This is a genomic window from Pseudomonas sp. 10S5 (assembly GCF_035019745.1).
Lineage (GTDB): Bacteria > Pseudomonadota > Gammaproteobacteria > Pseudomonadales > Pseudomonadaceae > Aquipseudomonas.
In genome coordinates, this window is the sequence record NZ_JASJVL010000025.1 from 13,376 (window position 1) to 29,354 (window position 15,979).

At 54.5% G+C, this 15,979-nt stretch carries 12 protein-coding genes and 1 pseudogene; 9 read left to right on the plus strand and 4 right to left on the minus strand.

What is annotated here, in order from left to right; genetic code table 11:
• Nucleotides 1–57: 57 nt before the first annotated feature.
• Together QN378_RS21325 and QN378_RS21330 are read right to left on the minus strand one after the other, a co-directional pair.
• Entirely contained in the window at nucleotides 58–321 is a 264-nt protein-coding gene (locus tag QN378_RS21325; protein ID WP_322206026.1) for a DUF2798 domain-containing protein, read from the minus strand.
• 58 nt (nucleotides 322–379) lie between these two features.
• Complete coding sequence (locus QN378_RS21330; RefSeq protein ID WP_322206027.1) at nucleotides 380–1,099, minus strand: cysteine hydrolase; 720 nt, start codon at nucleotides 1,097–1,099, stop codon at nucleotides 380–382.
• A 150-nt stretch (nucleotides 1,100–1,249) separates the two neighbouring features.
• Between QN378_RS21330 and QN378_RS21335 the strand changes: the two genes are divergently transcribed.
• From QN378_RS21335 to QN378_RS21365, 6 genes are all read left to right on the plus strand, one after another.
• Nucleotides 1,250–2,110: an AraC family transcriptional regulator gene (locus QN378_RS21335; RefSeq protein ID WP_322206028.1), complete on the plus strand. Its 861-nt coding sequence runs from the start codon at nucleotides 1,250–1,252 to the stop codon at nucleotides 2,108–2,110.
• A gap of 1,149 nt (nucleotides 2,111–3,259) precedes the next feature.
• Nucleotides 3,260–3,601: a hypothetical protein gene (locus QN378_RS21345; RefSeq protein WP_322206029.1), complete on the plus strand. Its 342-nt coding sequence runs from the start codon at nucleotides 3,260–3,262 to the stop codon at nucleotides 3,599–3,601.
• A gap of 98 nt (nucleotides 3,602–3,699) precedes the next feature.
• On the plus strand, nucleotides 3,700–4,956 hold the full coding sequence (locus QN378_RS21350; protein ID WP_323550974.1) for a TolC family protein: 1,257 nt from the start codon (nucleotides 3,700–3,702) through the stop codon (nucleotides 4,954–4,956).
• On the plus strand, nucleotides 4,953–6,437 hold the full coding sequence (locus tag QN378_RS21355) for an efflux RND transporter periplasmic adaptor subunit (RefSeq protein ID WP_322206031.1): 1,485 nt from the start codon (nucleotides 4,953–4,955) through the stop codon (nucleotides 6,435–6,437). Before QN378_RS21350 ends, QN378_RS21355 begins: the two co-directional genes overlap by 4 nt.
• A complete protein-coding gene (locus tag QN378_RS21360) occupies nucleotides 6,434–9,592 on the plus strand; it encodes an efflux RND transporter permease subunit (RefSeq protein ID WP_323550975.1) in 3,159 nt (1,052 codons plus the stop codon). Before QN378_RS21355 ends, QN378_RS21360 begins: the two co-directional genes overlap by 4 nt.
• Entirely contained in the window at nucleotides 9,589–9,723 is a 135-nt protein-coding gene (locus tag QN378_RS21365; RefSeq protein ID WP_323550976.1) for a hypothetical protein, read from the plus strand. Before QN378_RS21360 ends, QN378_RS21365 begins: the two co-directional genes overlap by 4 nt.
• A gap of 74 nt (nucleotides 9,724–9,797) precedes the next feature.
• Here QN378_RS21365 and QN378_RS21370 read toward each other — a convergent pair whose 3' ends face one another.
• Both QN378_RS21370 and QN378_RS23690 read right to left on the minus strand, forming a co-directional pair.
• Nucleotides 9,798–10,466, minus strand: a complete 669-nt coding sequence (locus tag QN378_RS21370; protein ID WP_323570713.1) for a DUF2931 family protein — start codon at nucleotides 10,464–10,466, stop codon at nucleotides 9,798–9,800.
• A pseudogene (locus QN378_RS23690) lies at nucleotides 10,463–11,805 on the minus strand (phospholipase effector Tle1 domain-containing protein). The gene QN378_RS21370 and the pseudogene QN378_RS23690 overlap by 4 nt, the downstream one beginning before the upstream one ends.
• Nucleotides 11,806–12,384: 579 nt before the next feature.
• Between QN378_RS23690 and tssA the strand changes: the two are divergent.
• The 3 genes from tssA to tssC are packed head-to-tail and all read left to right on the plus strand — an operon-like array spanning nucleotide 12,385 to nucleotide 15,979.
• Entirely contained in the window at nucleotides 12,385–13,935 is a 1,551-nt protein-coding gene (gene tssA, locus QN378_RS21385) for a type VI secretion system protein TssA (protein WP_322206037.1), read from the plus strand.
• A 33-nt stretch (nucleotides 13,936–13,968) separates the two neighbouring features.
• Nucleotides 13,969–14,475 carry a type VI secretion system contractile sheath small subunit gene (tssB, locus tag QN378_RS21390; protein WP_322206038.1) on the plus strand — a complete coding sequence of 169 codons (507 nt, stop codon included), beginning with the start codon at nucleotides 13,969–13,971 and terminating at the stop codon, nucleotides 14,473–14,475.
• Between the two features lie 28 nt (nucleotides 14,476–14,503).
• A complete protein-coding gene (gene tssC, locus QN378_RS21395) occupies nucleotides 14,504–15,979 on the plus strand; it encodes a type VI secretion system contractile sheath large subunit (RefSeq protein WP_322206039.1) in 1,476 nt (491 codons plus the stop codon).

Consider the following 15,979-nt stretch of genomic DNA (forward strand, 5'->3'; position numbering starts at 1 on the left):
ATTTGCTATGCACGTCGGCCTCGACTTGACCTTAGAGAGGCTTCAGCAAGGAAGGTATCAATCAAGATCGCTCGTTAGGGAAACTGGAGAAGGTTCTTCTTGCACGAAAAATGACGTTAGCCATTTTATCAGTGGCGTCGCAAGCAGCACGAATGGAACGATGGTCAACCATGCAATCGACCAGTTTTTTGACTCGTAGGAAAGGAAATCCCCAAGTGAGAGATCCGCTGGGCTCGCTATCGTCGTAGCTATAGCGCTGGTTATTGCAGACTGGATCACCGCAGAAGTCTGCTGACGAAATCGCCCGTTGAGCTTTGGCATTTTCTATCCTCACAGTCAGCTGCGTCGCAGCATTGCGACCAGCCGACTCGTACCGACTCTATTTGGCTTGGAGAAATTCGACGGTTTGCGCTGTAGTCCAAAGACCATTGGCGATGTAGCGATAATTGATCAGCGCTGCCAAGTAACCATCACCTTCTGGAGTCGTTGGACCAGCGGTAGCATCACGAACCACGATCACTTCAAAACCAAGCTCAAGCAACTCACGCAAGTGCGACTCGACGCAGAGATTTGCGGCCATGCCGGCCAGAATAATCTGCGACACGCCATGCTTGCGCAGTTGAAGTGCCAAGTCATTTGTTTCTGGACCGTATACTTTATGTGGTGAGGCAATGATGGTTTTGCCGTCAAGAATGTACTGCTTATACTCGGGCATGAAATCAGCGCCAGAGTTTTCGAAGCCATCTAGATTCGTAGGACCCGTACGATCAAACATTCCAATACTGTGCATTACCTTTTCAAGCGGTCCGCCGAAATGCCATTCATGGTCGCACGGGTAGTAATAGTGAGGCGAGACCGCCACTGTGATCCCTGCACCCTTGGCCGCAGCGAACAGTTGACCGATGTGCTTAACGGTATCGTGCTCAACGATGCTCTTACCAAAAACGTCCCAGCTCACACCCTCAGGACTGAGAAAATCGACCTGAGGGTCAATGACAACTAGGGCGGCCCGAGAAAGGTCAAGCTTCATGCCTGTAGATGGTAGTGCAGGGTTTGCTGGATCTACATAATGTTCGAGGCGTGTTGTGTCGTTGCTCATGACAATAACTCCGATCGTAGATAAGAAGTCTGCTCTGTGCCATGGCGCCCCTGCGGGCTAATCATTACCATCGGCGAGAACTTCATCCTATCTCTACGCTTGATTCTGTTTTGTCTGCGCGTACAGAGTCTTTATCTGGTTGTCCCTATCATGGATATTCTGTCCGAGTTCTTCGAACGCACGAACCTTCAAGGCCGGCTATTTTTCTCCGGACGAGTTGATGGCACGCTGGTCCTTGATAAACCGCCTGGTATGGCATTTATCCACGTGGTCAGCCATGGCGGGATCGACATGGTGCAGCCTGGAGTGCCGAAGATATCGATCACCGAGCCTAGTATTTTGTTTTGTCCGAGCAGTTGCCAATATCAGCTACGTTCGAGTTCAGTTGGCGGCGCCGATTTGATCTGTGCCTCATTCCAGTTTGGGCGCAACACCCTCAAAACATTCCCGCTTGGCCTAAAGGAAACGCTAGTCTTCCCATTCAAGGATTTAGCTAATCTCAACCCCGTAATCAGTACGCTCCTTTACGAGTTTCACGAAGCCGCTCCAGGTAAAATTAAGGCGCTCAACCTGCTTCTCGAATATATTTTTGTTGTGATAGTTCGACGTGCCGTTAGCTCCGGAAAGATATCCAGCGGTTTGCTTTATGCGCTACAGGATGGCCGATTGGGCTCAGTATTTAACAGCGTTCATCTGGAGCCCGACGCGCTCTGGAGCGTAGAGAACCTTGCGGGGCTGGCGAACATGTCACGATCCAAGTTTTCGGCATATTTCACTAAAATCATGGGTATCTCACCAATGGGCTACGTCACGGCCTGGCGGATGAAAGTGGCCCAAGACATGCTTCGTGACGGGGTACAGATCAAGGTCATCGCTGTGTCGGTTGGTTATAGCTCGCAGGCGTCTTTTTCAAAAGGTTTTTTAAATGTGATTGGCTGCCCACCAGCAGAATGGTTGAAACGCGATGCCAACGCAGAAGAATCGTTGGTGACAGCACACGTGCATCGCTGAACCCTCTGATCAATTTCAGCGGAGCGAGGAATGCTTGATAACACCATGACGGACAAAGACAGCTCCGACCCTCCGTCACGACGTGGTGCTACAGCTGATCCTGCTTCTAACTACCAAGGTTCGCAGGCGCCCGGGCGCCACACCTTTCTGTTGCTTTGGAGTGATTTTCAGTAGGGATTGAGACGGTTTGGGCCAGCGGCAACGGGTCGTCTTCTGCCGGTCATGATCAAGAAACGTGCTGGTTGAATCCGGCCCGGGTCCGTCCGGTGAAGTCATCACCAAGCAGGTTAGATGTTCGCTTCTGGCTAGAGTTTGCCTGAGCTGACAGCTGCAACCGGCCAGGAGAGGCCGATTGTTGCTGCCAGTTCCGGGCTGTTAGAGCATCCACATTGAAACTGAAGGCTTAGCCTTATGCCAAGGGATAACATGCGTGCATCAGGCACCTGTTTAGTTGTGAGAGCTACGATTAGCATCATCAATAGCGCAACTCTCCAATTTCAATGATCAAAATGTACGTTTTCATGAGAGATCTCACAATTGCTCTGTCCATCTTGGCGCTACGGGCAAACACACCTTACTCATACCTCAAGGATCCTGAAAAACCGAAGTATACAAATGGCGCCGTGGTTGAGCTGCCGTACCCACGAACGGACGTTCGCGTCATGACCAAGGCCGCAACCGCGAGATTTATATGGTGCAACTGGCCGCCCTCTTGGCTGCGGCTCGCTAACGAACTTAACCTAAAAAGCGCCAAACCCATTTGGACAAGATTGCCGCCCTCTTGTTTTAGCTGGTAATTCGGCGGCTAGCGTCATCGATTCCTACCGCTTTGCCAGTTGATGGGAGTTTGGCAGCTCATTGATGCGCATGATGCGCAGGCCTAGGAGGTTCACGCCGTCTTATGGAGAAAATGCGACATTCAACGCGTCTTTCAAAAGAGACAGTCTTTATTAGCTAGAGTCTCGACCGCTCCTGCCATTTACCGCACCAGAGACAGTCTTTATTGTTTTTTTGGCTACGCCACAGGCTGTGATTTCTTTGGGGCGGTGGAGACAGACTTTATTGTCTAAGATCATGTGTGGTGATAGCCAATAAAGGAGTCTTAATGGTGAATTGTAACGGTCATTCGCACCGTCTACACTCCAGCCCATGAAACGCTATCTGCGGTTTTGCCTCATCTTCCTGATTAGTTTGGCGCTTCCCCTTAGTGGGATGGCGGGTGTTCAGGCATCGACTGAACCATGCCCAATGAAAACCATAGGCATGGCGATGATGGATGGTATGGGGCAGGACTGCTGCCATGACATGAAAAGTCCCACAGATTCTGGTAAACCCTGCAAGCCAGGCCAGGAATGCAAAACCGGCGGCATGCTGCAAGTGTCGATCATCAAGCCTCCTCTCACCTTGTCCAGCCCTCTCGTTGTGTCCTTCTCCAGCCATTTTCTGCTAGTACAAACCTCTTCAGGGGTATGGCGCCCGCCCCGTACTTGATTCCTGTACCTCACTGAGCCTCATTCCGCGTAAGCGGGATGGCATATCTGCGCGCATGTTTATGAAGCGCGCGGCGGATCATCACAGGAATCGTGAACATGAACTCCAAGTGCTATTGCACAGGTTGGCCCCTCGTGGCCGGCCTGGCGGCAAGCGTGCTGGCATTGCCGAGCCTCGCGGGCGCATTGACACTCGATGAAGCGTTGCGGCTGGCCGAAAACAATGCGCCGTCGTTGACCGCGCAAGACGCCAAAATTCAAGCAGCCACAAGCGCGGCCATTCCCGCCGGTGAACTGCCAGATCCCAAGCTGCTGCTGGGCGTGCAGAACTACCCCATTGGTGGTCCCGACAGATGGAGCATTGACCGAGACTTCATGACCATGCAAATGGTCGGGATCAGGCAGGAGATGCCCAGCAGAGACAAGCGCAGAGCACGTATCGAGGTTGCGGATGCGGCCGTTGATCGAGCTTCCGCTGAGCGTCGAGTGACGCGTCTGAACGTCCGCCAATCCACGGCGTTAGCCTGGATCAGTAGCTACTCGGTTGAGCGTAAAGATGCGTTGTTCCAGGACTTCTACAAAGAAAACCGTCTTCTGACCGATACCGTCAGATCTCAGATTGCAGGCGGCCGCGCCCAGCCCGCCGATGCGGTGACACCCAAACAGGAGGCCGCTCAACTGGCGGAGCAGCAGGATGATTTGGCTCTCCAACGTGCACAGGCCCGAGCTGCCCTCAAGCGCTGGATTGGTCCTGCCGCCAACGACAAACCCGTGGGCAGCTGGCCTGATTTGCCCATCGAAACCTCTGGTTACTCCCATAAGCTGCAACATCACCCCGAATTGGCGGCGTTTGTGCCAATGACCCGTGAAGCACAAGCCAAGATCCGTGAAGCTGAGGCGGAAAAGCAATCTGACTGGAGCTGGGAACTCAACTATCAGCATCGAGGCCAACAGTTTGGTGACATGGTCAGCGTCCAGTTTTCATGGGATCTCCAGCTGTTTCCGGACTCTCGACAGAACCCCAAGATTGCGGCCAAGTACGCCGAACTCAACCAGCTTGAGGCTGAGCGCGAAGCCGCGTCACGCGAGCATACCCAGCAACTGGAGGATGAGCTGGCCGACTACGAGCGCCTCAATCGTGCAGTCAGCCGTAATCAGGAAAGCTTGTTGCCGCTGGCTAAAGAAAAGGTCGAACTCACCATGGCCAGCTACCGCTCCGGCAAGGGTGATTTGAACTCGGTTATGGCCGCCCGACGCCAACTCATCGAAACCCGTTTCAAGCAGATTGACGTCGAAGAGCAACGTGCTCTGACCAAAGCTCGCCTGTATTTCTCTTATGGGGAGTCCGCTCGATGATTTTTAAAGTATGGAAAGGGCTTTCAGTCGTTGGCATCTCGATTGCCTTGGGTGTTGCCGGTGGTTACTGGTTAGCTCAACCGCGAATGAGCGGAGCAACGGGTGTCGTGCCGGATCAGGAGCCCAAAGCCTCTGCCGATCAAAAAGTTCTGTATTGGTATGACCCCATGTACCCACAACAGAAATTCGATAAGCCGGGTAAGTCACCCTTTATGGACATGCAGATGATCCCTCGATACGCAAATACCAAGGGGGACAGCGCTGCCATTCGAATTGATCCAAGTCTGACTCAGAACCTGGGTGTACGACTGGCTAGCGTCAGTCGAGGCGTGTTTGCCTCGACACTGAACGTGGTAGGTGTGCTGGCCTTCAATGAACGAGACGTTGCAGTCATTCAGGCCCGTACGGCGGGGTTTGTCGAGCGCGTGTATGCCCATGCACCTGGTGATGTGCTGAAAGCAAATGCCGTCTTGGCAGATATCTTGGTGCCGGAGTGGGCAGCTGCTCAGGAGGAATTTCTCGCCCTCAAGCGTAGTGGCGATGCTGGCTTGCTGACAGCGGCCCGCCAGCGATTGCGGCTCACCGGAATGCCACCTACGTTAATTGCTCAAGTTGAGCGCAGTGGCAAAGTTCAACCTAACCTGACTCTGACCAGCCCTATTGGTGGCGTGCTTCAAGAGCTGAGTGTGCGTGAAGGTATGACGGTGGCCGCAGGCGAGACGCTGGCTCGTGTTAATGGTTTGAGCGTTGTATGGCTGGCCGTGGCTGTACCAGAGTCGGAAGCTGGATCAATCGTCGTAGGGCAAGCAGCCGAAGCGCGTTTGTCCGCGTTCCCTGGAGTTGTGCTCAAGGGCGTGGTCAGTGCGATTCTTCCTGAAGCCAGTTCGGACAGTCGCACACTTCGCGTTCGCGTTGAGTTACCCAATCCGGATGGCCGACTCAGACCAGGTTTGACCGCAGAGGTAAGCCTCAATCGTTCGACGGAGCAAAGTGTTTTGTGGGTGCCGAGCGAGGCCGTCATTCGTACCGGTCGACGTGCGTTGGTCATGCTCGCTGAAGACGCTGGCCGCTATCGTCCGGTGGAGGTGCAGTTAGGCCAGGATTACGACGGCAAGACGGCGATATTGAAGGGCTTGGAAGAGGGGCAGAAAGTGGTGACCTCTGGCCAGTTCCTGCTCGATTCGGAGGCCAGTCTCAAGGGCGTTGTCGCAAGCTCACTGGAAGTTACGCCATCTACTGTAACCGCCGTCGCTATGCATGAGGCCGATGGTCAGATCGTTGAGATCAACGACAAAGAAGTCACGCTCGCCCATGGTCCCTTCAAGACATTGGGGATGCCAGGCATGACGATGACTTTCCCTCTCGCCACTCCAGTTCTGATGAAGGGCCTAAAAACGGGCGACAAGGTTAGGATCGCTGTCAGCCAGACGGATGATGGTCTGCGCGTTGAGCGGCTGGAACGCTCTGGGAGCCAGCCATGATTGCGGGTCTTATTCGCTGGTCGGTGGCCAACCGCTTCCTGGTCCTGCTGGCCACGCTGTTCGTCACTGCCTGGGGCGTCTGGTCGGTTCAGAGCACCCCCATTGATGCACTGCCGGACCTCTCCGATGTTCAGGTAATCATCCGCACCCCCTACGCGGGGCAAGCGCCGCAAATTGTCGAGAATCAGGTGACCTATCCGCTGGCGACCACCATGCTCTCAGTACCGGGAGCCAAAACCGTACGCGGTTACTCCTTCTTCGGCGACAGCTTCGTTTACGTGCTGTTCGAAGACGGTACCGATTTGTATTGGGCTCGCTCACGCGTACTGGAGTATCTGAGCCAGGTACAAAGCCGCTTGCCAGCTACGGCCAAACCGGCCTTGGGACCAGATGCCACCGGGGTGGGCTGGATCTATCAATACGCCCTAGTAGATCGCACCGGTGGACATGATCTGGCGCAGCTGCGCGCACTTCAGGACTGGTTTCTCAAGTTCGAGCTCAAGACCCTGCCGAACGTGGCAGAAGTAGCCACTGTCGGCGGCATGGTCAAGCAATACCAGGTGCAGCTCGATCCGCTCAAGCTGGCCAGCCTGGGTATCACGCAGTCTGAGGTGACCAAGGCGATTGGCAAGGCAAATCAGGAAACCGGCGGTGCTGTGCTGGAACTGGCGGAGACCGAGTTCATCGTGCGCGCTTCCGGTTACCTGAAGACACTGAATGACTTTCGGGCGATCCCGCTAAAACTCGGGGCTGGTGGCGTGCCAGTGACTCTTGGCGATGTGGCCACAATTCAACTGGGGCCGGAGATGCGTCGTGGTATTAGCGAACTCGACGGCGAAGGTGAAACGGTTGGTGGCGTGGTGATTCTGCGCAGCGGCAAGAATGCTCGTGAAACCATTGCGGCGGTCAAGACCAAACTCGACGAGCTCAAAGGCAGTCTGCCGGCCGGGGTAGAAATCGTCACCACCTACGACCGCAGCAAGTTGATTGATCGTGCCGTGGAAAACCTCAGCCACAAGCTGATCGAGGAGTTCATTGTCGTCGCGTTGGTCTGCGGGATATTTCTGTGGCATCTGCGCTCGTCACTGGTAGCCATTATCTCGTTGCCAGTTGGGGTGCTGATTGCCTTCATCGTCATGCGTCACCAAGGGATTAACGCCAACATCATGTCTTTGGGAGGGATTGCCATTGCCATTGGTGCCATGGTCGACGCCGCGGTGGTGATGATCGAAAACGCCCACAAAAAGATTGAGGCCTGGCATGCGGTCCATCCCGACGAGGAACTTAAGGGCGAACATCGCTGGCATGTGATTACCGAAGCTGCGGTTGAGGTAGGGCCGGCGCTGTTCTTCTGCCTGTTGATCATCACCCTGTCGTTCATTCCGGTGTTCACCCTGGAGGCGCAGGAGGGCCGCCTGTTTGGGCCCCTGGCGTTCACCAAAACCTACGCCATGGCGGCGGCGGCCGGACTGTCGGTGACTCTGGTACCGGTGTTGATGGGCTACTGGATTCGTGGACGAATTCCCAATGAGCAACAGAACCCACTAAACCGTTGGTTGATCAGGATCTATCAGCCGGCCCTGGACGCGGTGCTGCGTCGGCCCAAAATCACCTTGTTGGTTGCGCTACTGGTCTTTCTCAGTACGCTTTGGCCGATCTCTCGCTTGGGTGGCGAGTTTCTCCCTGCGCTGGACGAGGGTGACCTGCTCTACATGCCTTCGGCCTTGCCGGGGTTGTCGGCGCAGAAGGCGGCGCAGCTGCTGCAACAGACCGACCGCCTGATCAAAACCGTGCCCGAAGTCGAACACGTTTTCGGTAAGGCGGGTCGCGCCGAAACCGCCACCGATCCGGCACCGCTGGAGATGTTCGAGACCACCATCCAGTTCAAGCCGCGTAAGCAGTGGCGCCCAGGGATGACCCAGGAAAAGCTCGTGGAGGAGCTGGACCGAGTGGTACGTGTCCCAGGCTTGACCAACATCTGGATACCACCGATTCGTAACCGCATCGACATGCTGGCTACCGGAATCAAAAGCCCGATTGGTGTGAAGGTCGCCGGTACCAACCTGACGGAGATCGATGCCGTCACCCAAGCCGTCGAACGTGTGGCCAAGGACGTGCCGGGTGTCAGTTCAGCGTTGGCCGAACGACTGACCGGTGGCCGTTATATTGACGTAGATATCGATCGTAAAGCTGCGGCCCGCTATGGGCTGAATATTGCCGATGTGCAGTCGATCGTGGCCGGCGCAATCGGCGGTGAAAACGTCGGGGAGACGATTGAAGGGCTGGCTCGTTTCCCAATCAACGTACGTTACCCTCGTGAGTGGCGTGACTCGCTCGGCGCACTGGAGCAATTGCCGATCTACACCCCTCTGGGCAGCCAGATCACCCTTGGTACCGTGGCGAAGATCAAGGTCAGCGATGGCCCGCCCATGCTTAAGAGTGAGAACGCTCGACCTTCAGGCTGGGTGTATATCGACGTGCGTGGCCGGGACATTGCCTCGGTAGTCGCCGATCTACGCCGGATGGTCAGTGAGCAAGTGAAGTTGCAACCTGGGATGAGCCTGAGTTACTCAGGACAGTTCGAGTTTCTCGAAAGGGCTAACGCACGACTCAAACTGGTGGTACCTGCCACGCTGTTGATCATCTTCGTGCTGCTCTACCTGACGTTCGCTCGCTTTGATGAAGCGTTGCTGATCATGGCCACTCTGCCATTCGCACTGACTGGAGGGGCCTGGTTCCTCTATCTATTGGGATTCAACCTGTCGGTCGCCACGGGTGTCGGCTTTATCGCCTTGGCCGGTGTTTCTGCCGAATTTGGCGTGATCATGCTGCTCTACCTGAAGAACGCCTGGGCTGAGCGTGAAAACCTTGGCGACAGCACTGAGCGCGGGCTGGTGGCTGCGATTCGTGAAGGCGCTGTGCAGCGCGTTCGGCCCAAAGCCATGACCGTGGCCGTCATCATTGCAGGCCTCTTACCTATCTTGTTGGGCAGCGGTACCGGTAGCGAAGTAATGAGCCGCATTGCAGCGCCCATGGTCGGCGGCATGGTCACGGCACCCTTACTTTCTCTGTTTGTCATCCCGGCAGCCTATCGCCTGATGCGCCGTCGGCATCTCAGTGCTAAACCCACTAATCCTCAAGGAAGCGTTGTATGAAACTGACCCTCGTTGCAGTTGCAAGTACCGTGATTGTTTTGTCTGCACCTGCGTCCGTTCGCGTAACTGTCAGCAGGCCCGTATTCAACTACAGCTTCAAAATTATTACCTTCGTTAAGCCACAGGTGTGAGGCCATTTCCATAGCGCCTTCATGTGATGCGCCTTGAGACGTAGAGTAAAGATGCTTTTGTGGGTGGGGTAGGATCACCAACTGCCATGCGGAATGCCGAAGCGTTCGATGTATTGCTTCGAGTCCTTGGTTTGTTGGAAGTAGTGCCCGTTTGATTTGCCCAGATACGGGCCTAAAGGCTCGACTTCGACTTCGACTTGTACGCGGTTGAAGGCGACTCGGCGTAAACACTCATCCCACACCCACACTTGCACGATACCGCCGGGTGCAAGCCCCAGGGTCAGGCTGGGGTGCCAGGATGCTGGGCGGTCAGGGTATTTGGCACAGCGTCGAGCGATGGAGTAGCGCATCAGTTGACGGGCTTCTTCCGGGATCTCTATCCAGCCCTGATAGGTTTGAGGCTCGACCGAGGATTGCCAGCGCACAAAGACCCGTTTCGGGAGATCGGCACCGGTGACAAAGCTCCCGTTTCCACCGGTATCCGACCATCCCCTAGCATCGTCGATGTCGTCATTCTGGAAAACTTCAATGCCAATTCCGCCGCCACCTCGGCGTGGGAAGAATCGGTTATTAATGTCCACTACCGCGCTCATCTCGACCCAACCCGTCATATAGTACGGCGCGGAGAATCGCAGATCCCACCATGGGTGATGGGGGTCATTAACGCCGGACAACGGGTCGGCGGCCTGGCATCCTGCAATCATTGCTAGACCCAATAATATCCACAGCTTTTTGATCTTCATCGTTGGCCCTTGATTACGTGAGGGTGTTGGATGCGTATGCCGTTTTCCGTCGGTGCATTAAAGTAAAAAAGCTTCAGGCCCTCCCCATGTCGCTTAGTCACTGGGTTGTTCCAATGGGCGGAGGTATGGATATAGCGCAGCTTTAACTAAGCTTCTTCGGCAGGTGTGGTGCTGTAATCACCGGCCACAAAGCGGTCGCACAGCGATTGGAGGTCTTGAGGGAGCTTGTAGTCAGCACGCTGCTCATCGATATCGGTAAAACGTACCTTCTTTTGTTTCGCCAGGGTGTACATCACCCGCAAATACACACGCGACAACTCTCCGCGTACTGTTCGCTTGAGTTGTAGGCCCGCAAACACTCTTTTTTCCCGGGGTGCCTGTCGATCCTGCGGGTCAATCGCTAACTCCATAGAGGGCGGAGTAATAATTTCCAGCATCTCGGCGGGCCAGCCTTTAGCGATCATGTGCAGTTTGGCTTGCAGCGCGTCCTGGTAAATGGAGGTGGTTTTTACGTCACAGTTTTCCGCGACCGTCAGCGCCTGCATGGGAGTGATCAGCACGCATTCGTCCGCCTCGGCGCGATAACCTCCTCCAACGTCCGAGTGAACACCGGGCACGATAATTTCAGGATGATCGGGGCCGATTTTATTAAGGGCAAAATTGTCTCGGCACTCGTCGCGAGCCACTAATTGCACCACGTAGCTGAAGTCTGACGAGGGCAATGCAATGTTCAATCCGGGAGTAACTGAACTGCTGATATTGAGTAAGTTACTCAACCCACCCGTAGCTGCCACGGTATCGAACAGGCCGATAAAACCGATGCGGATATCTTTTTTGTATTGGCCAATGAATTCCGGGCTGAATGCAATTTTTTGGTTATTGAGTGCAACGTCTAAGGGACCGTTGCGAACTTTGGCGACTTCTGTGGCAAAGTGCCTGGCCGCTGCGGCGCCTCGACTAAAACCGAAGACATCAAACATGATGTGGGTGATTTCGTGGTTGGTATCTTGCTTAAATCATTCCCATAACTGCTGTCAGCATCCGCCATATACGGTTTGCAACTGGCGTCGAGGTCTAGCGGCTGAATCGGGTGATGCGCGCCACACATAATGCCCATCGCGGTGTTGCTGGCGTTATTGCAGGTGCCGTCGAAGAACACACCGATGGTCAAGAAGACCGGCACCTTGCTGTCCCGCTCGCGTTTTTTCTGCTCCGCCACCCTGCGGTAGAGCGCCTCTTGGCGTGCTTCCCTCTGCGCAATTGCGGCCAGGGCGGGTTTTTGCATCTCCTCCCGGGCGGCGAGTTGCTGAGGGGTTTTTTCTTTTGGTCGATTCGCCAGACATACCCGGCAGGAATTGGGGTCGTGTTTTTCCACAAGCGGTACTCCTGAATAACTTCGCGAATATTAGTCGTTTTACATTGACAACTATTTGCGCACCCCTCCCTTAGAGCAAAACGAACAATGCTTTTATAGGGAGTTAATATTTATTGCTGCAGTAGCCGCAATAACAAATATGGGGCAATCGTTGTACAGATACATATGCACTAATAATTGGGTTGCAGAAAAATACGGCGGTTTGGAGCATTTAACAAGCCTCTTTTAGCTTTTCAAACTGCTCTAGCTTCCGATGTTTTTGCAGGATATCTCCTACAGACAACAGCGACTTTCATGTTCTGGAAGACTCCGTACGAAGTTTCGTCGTTTTCATCAGAGCAGGCCGACATTAGAAGGTAATAAATCCTACAGACTTATAAGTTGCACAATTTTAAGATCGGCCCAACGTCCGAGGAGCCCGACTATGACGTACGACAAATGCAATCGGTTTAAAGCAACTTTCATGAACCATCCTGATACAACCCCGCCAAGTATCGATGCACTTCAGTATGGTTATGCCTGCTCAAACGGTCGCTACCTCGGATGAGCTACTCAAGCGCACGCTCCGCCCATTACCTTGTTGTGGCTAAAACGCCAATCGCCCAAGACAACTTCTGCGGCGAGGACATTCGTTTTTCCAACGAATATGAAGCGCTGGAGCTTGAACTGAACAAAGCTCAGTCCATGGAAGAGGGCATTAAGGTCGACTGGCAGAAGGTGCTTGACCTGAGCGAAGCGATTTTGCAAACCCAGTCCAAAGACCTGCGTGTAGGGGCGTGGTTGGTGTGGGCGTTGTACCAGAAAGAATCATTTGCCGGTTTGATGGCTGGCGTTGGCATGCTCTGTCATCTCTGCCAGCACCATTGGCAAGCGGTGCATCCGCTTAAGGTGCGTACCCGCGCGGCAGCATTCAGTTGGCTGTTGCCGCGTATGGACCAAGTGTTGGTGGAGAGCGTTCCGATCAAGGAGCAATTGCCCTTGTTCCAGCTGCTGCTGGAACGCCTTCATGGGCTGGAAACATTGTTGACGCTGCATTTGGCGGGTGACGCGCCTTTGATGTTGCCGCTGTGTCGGCGCCTGAAGCTGATGATTGATCGCGCCGTGAATAATTTGCCCGGCCCCGTGGAATCGACCGTTGCGCAGATCAAACAGGCGGCCAGCCAACTCTTTGCACCGGGTTCACCAGTCGACAACGAGAAAGAAGCGCAAAAAGCCCTGCGTGGTCAGCAGGAGAATGCCCGCACATTGTGTACCTGGTGGTTGCGCCAGAAAGCCACCGACATACGCGCTTTGCGCCTCAACCGGACATTGCTATGGCTACCGATTGACACGCTTCCCGAACGTAATGCTGAGCACGTCACCGCGCTGCGCGGGCCACCGGCGGACAAATTAAAAAGCTATCAAGACCGCTTTTCTCAAGGGGCGTTTGCCGATTTGCTGGTGGACCTTGAGGCAAGCATTTCCGCTTCGCCATTCTGGTTCGATGGTCAGCGTATGGCCTGGGAGTGTCAGCAAGGACTTAACGCTGACCTCGCCATGCGAGAAGTAGAAGTGCAGTTCTCGCTGTTCTTGCAGCGCCTGCCCACAGTGGTTGAACTGAAGTTTCATGACGGCGTGCCCTTCGCCGATGCCGAGACACGCAGCTGGATCAGTGCCCACGTTTTAGTGCATTTCCAAGCTGCGAGTTCGCCGATGACTGTGCAAACCGACTATCAGCAGGCGGTCTGGGAAGAGGCATACGAAGACGCGTTGCCCATTTTGCGAAGGGATGGGCTCAAACCTGCCGTGCAACTCCTCAAGCAGGGATTGCAGGCCGCCCAAGGAGGGCGAGTACGGTTTTTCTGGCAACTGAGCCTTGCTCGCCTTTGTCATCAAGCCAAGAAATACGAATTGGCCAAAGCCCAGCTTGAAACCCTCGATCAACAATTATTGAGCTCCGGACTTGCGGCCTGGGAGCCGGACCTCGCACTGCAAGTTTTGCATCTGTTGTACCGCTGCTGCGAGTTGTTGCCGCAGAACGCCGTCGTGCGCGAGCGCAAGGACGACATCTTTCAACGGCTGTGTCACCTCGATATCGAAGTCGCACTGCCCTAGGCCTTCGGGTCATCACTGTAGAGGAGAAAAGTCATGGCCAAAGAAGGCTCCATAGCCCCTAAGGAACGCATCAACGTCACGTTCAAACCCGCGACCGGTAACTCGCAGGAACAGGTTGAGCTGCCGCTCAAGTTGATGGTGTTGGGGGATTTCACCCATCAAGCGGATGAACGAAAGGTTGAAGACCGCAAGCCGATCAGCATCGACAAGAACAGCTTCGACGATGTGCTGAGCAAACAAAAACTCAACATGACACTGAGCGTACCGAACCGTCTTCAGGAGGAGGGTGGTTCAGATGAGTTGGCGATCAAACTTGGTTTCGAATCCATGAAGGATTTCAACCCGGCCAGCCTGATTGATCAGATTCCAGAGCTGAAAAAGTTGATGGAGTTGCGCAATGCGTTGGTCGCTCTCAAAGGGCCATTAGGTAATGCGCCAGCGTTTCGCAAAGCGATTGAAAGCGTCCTTAGCGACGATGAATCACGCAGCCGAGTGCTGAGCGAACTTGAGATGAACGCAGCCGCAAAGCCCGACGCTTGAGCCTTTATCCGCATAGGAAGCCCACATTATGAGCACCAAAGCATCGCAGCAAAACACCACCGAAACAGCGGAGAGCGGCATTCTCGACCGCATTATTGCCGAGACCAAACTGACGCCTAACGACGAGGCTTACAGCATCGCCAAGCGGGGTGTGTCGGCGTTCATTGAAGAGTTGTTAAAGCCGCAAAACAATGGCGAGCCGGTCAAGAAAGCCATGGTTGATCGCATGATCGCCGAGATCGATGCCAAGCTCAGCCTTCAAATGGATGAGATTCTTCACCATGCCGAGTTCCAGGCATTAGAGGCGTCGTGGCGCGGGCTGAAACTGCTGGTGGACCGCACCGACTTCCGCGAAAACAACAAGATCGAGATCTTAAACGTCTCCAAGCAAGACCTGCTGGATGACTTCGAAGATTCGCCGGAGATCAATCAATCCGGCCTCTATAAGCATGTTTACACGGCTGAATACGGTCAGTTTGGTGGCGAGCCAGTGGGCGCAATTATTGCCAATTACTTCTTCTCGCCCAGCTCGCCAGACGTCAAGACCATGCAATATGTCGCCAGCATTGCGTGCATGGCGCATGCCCCCTTTATTGCCGCAGCCGGGCCGCAATTTTTTGGACTGGAAAGTTTCACCGGTTTACCGGACCTGAAAGACCTCAAAGACCAATTCTCAGGCCCGCACTACACCAAATGGCAAAGCTTCCGCGTGCAGGAAGACGCACGCTATGTCGCCTTGACCGTACCGCGGTTCTTGCTGCGTAACCCCTATGACCCCGAGGAAAATCCGGTCAAGAGCTTTGTCTACAAAGAGAATGTAGCCAACAGCCACGAGCATTATCTGTGGGGTAATACCGCCTACGCCTTCGCCACCAAACTCACCGACAGCTTCGCTAAATTTCGCTGGTGCCCGAACATTATTGGCCCACAAAGCGGCGGCGCCGTGGAAGATCTGCCGTTGCATCACTTCCAGAGCATGGGTGAAATCGAGACCAAAATTCCGACTGAAGTACTGGTGTCGGATCGCCGCGAATATGAGTTGGCCGAGGAAGGTTTTATCTCCCTGACCATGCGCAAGGGCAGCGATAACGCAGCGTTCTTCTCCGCCAGTTCGGTACAAAAACCGAAGTTTTTCGGCATCAGTGAGGAAGATAAAACTTCTGAACTCAACTTCAAGTTGGGCACACAACTGCCATACATGTTCATCATCAATCGCCTGGCGCACTACATCAAAGTGCTGCAGCGCGAGCAGCTGGGCTCTTGGAAAGAACGCACGGACCTTGAGCAAGAGCTGAACAAATGGATTCGTCAGTACGTTGCTGATCAGGAAAACCCAAGCGCGGACGTTCGGGGTCGCCGCCCACTGCGCGCAGCCCAAGTCACCGTCACTGATGTTGAAGGTGAGCCTGGTTGGTACCGAGTGGGCCTGAACGTGCGCCCGCACTTTAAATACATGGGTGCTGATTTCACCCTGTCGCTGGTCGGCAAGCTGGAAAAAGAGTGA

What these genes read in the sequence shown, in the direction of transcription:
- QN378_RS21325 (WP_322206026.1), bottom strand. Translation starts at nt 321, where the DNA reads ATGCCAAAGCTCAACGGGCGATTTCGTCAGCAGACTTCTGCGGTGATC.
- QN378_RS21330 (WP_322206027.1), bottom strand. Translation starts at nt 1,099, where the DNA reads ATGAGCAACGACACAACACGCCTCGAACATTATGTAGATCCAGCAAAC.
- QN378_RS21335 (WP_322206028.1), top strand. Translation starts at nt 1,250, where the DNA reads ATGGATATTCTGTCCGAGTTCTTCGAACGCACGAACCTTCAAGGCCGG.
- QN378_RS21345 (WP_322206029.1), top strand. Translation starts at nt 3,260, where the DNA reads ATGAAACGCTATCTGCGGTTTTGCCTCATCTTCCTGATTAGTTTGGCG.
- QN378_RS21350 (WP_323550974.1), top strand. Translation starts at nt 3,700, where the DNA reads ATGAACTCCAAGTGCTATTGCACAGGTTGGCCCCTCGTGGCCGGCCTG.
- QN378_RS21355 (WP_322206031.1), top strand. Translation starts at nt 4,953, where the DNA reads ATGATTTTTAAAGTATGGAAAGGGCTTTCAGTCGTTGGCATCTCGATT.
- QN378_RS21360 (WP_323550975.1), top strand. Translation starts at nt 6,434, where the DNA reads ATGATTGCGGGTCTTATTCGCTGGTCGGTGGCCAACCGCTTCCTGGTC.
- QN378_RS21365 (WP_323550976.1), top strand. Translation starts at nt 9,589, where the DNA reads ATGAAACTGACCCTCGTTGCAGTTGCAAGTACCGTGATTGTTTTGTCT.
- QN378_RS21370 (WP_323570713.1), bottom strand. Translation starts at nt 10,466, where the DNA reads ATGAAGATCAAAAAGCTGTGGATATTATTGGGTCTAGCAATGATTGCA.
- tssA (WP_322206037.1), top strand. Translation starts at nt 12,385, where the DNA reads ATGAGCTACTCAAGCGCACGCTCCGCCCATTACCTTGTTGTGGCTAAA.
- tssB (WP_322206038.1), top strand. Translation starts at nt 13,969, where the DNA reads ATGGCCAAAGAAGGCTCCATAGCCCCTAAGGAACGCATCAACGTCACG.
- tssC (WP_322206039.1), top strand. Translation starts at nt 14,504, where the DNA reads ATGAGCACCAAAGCATCGCAGCAAAACACCACCGAAACAGCGGAGAGC.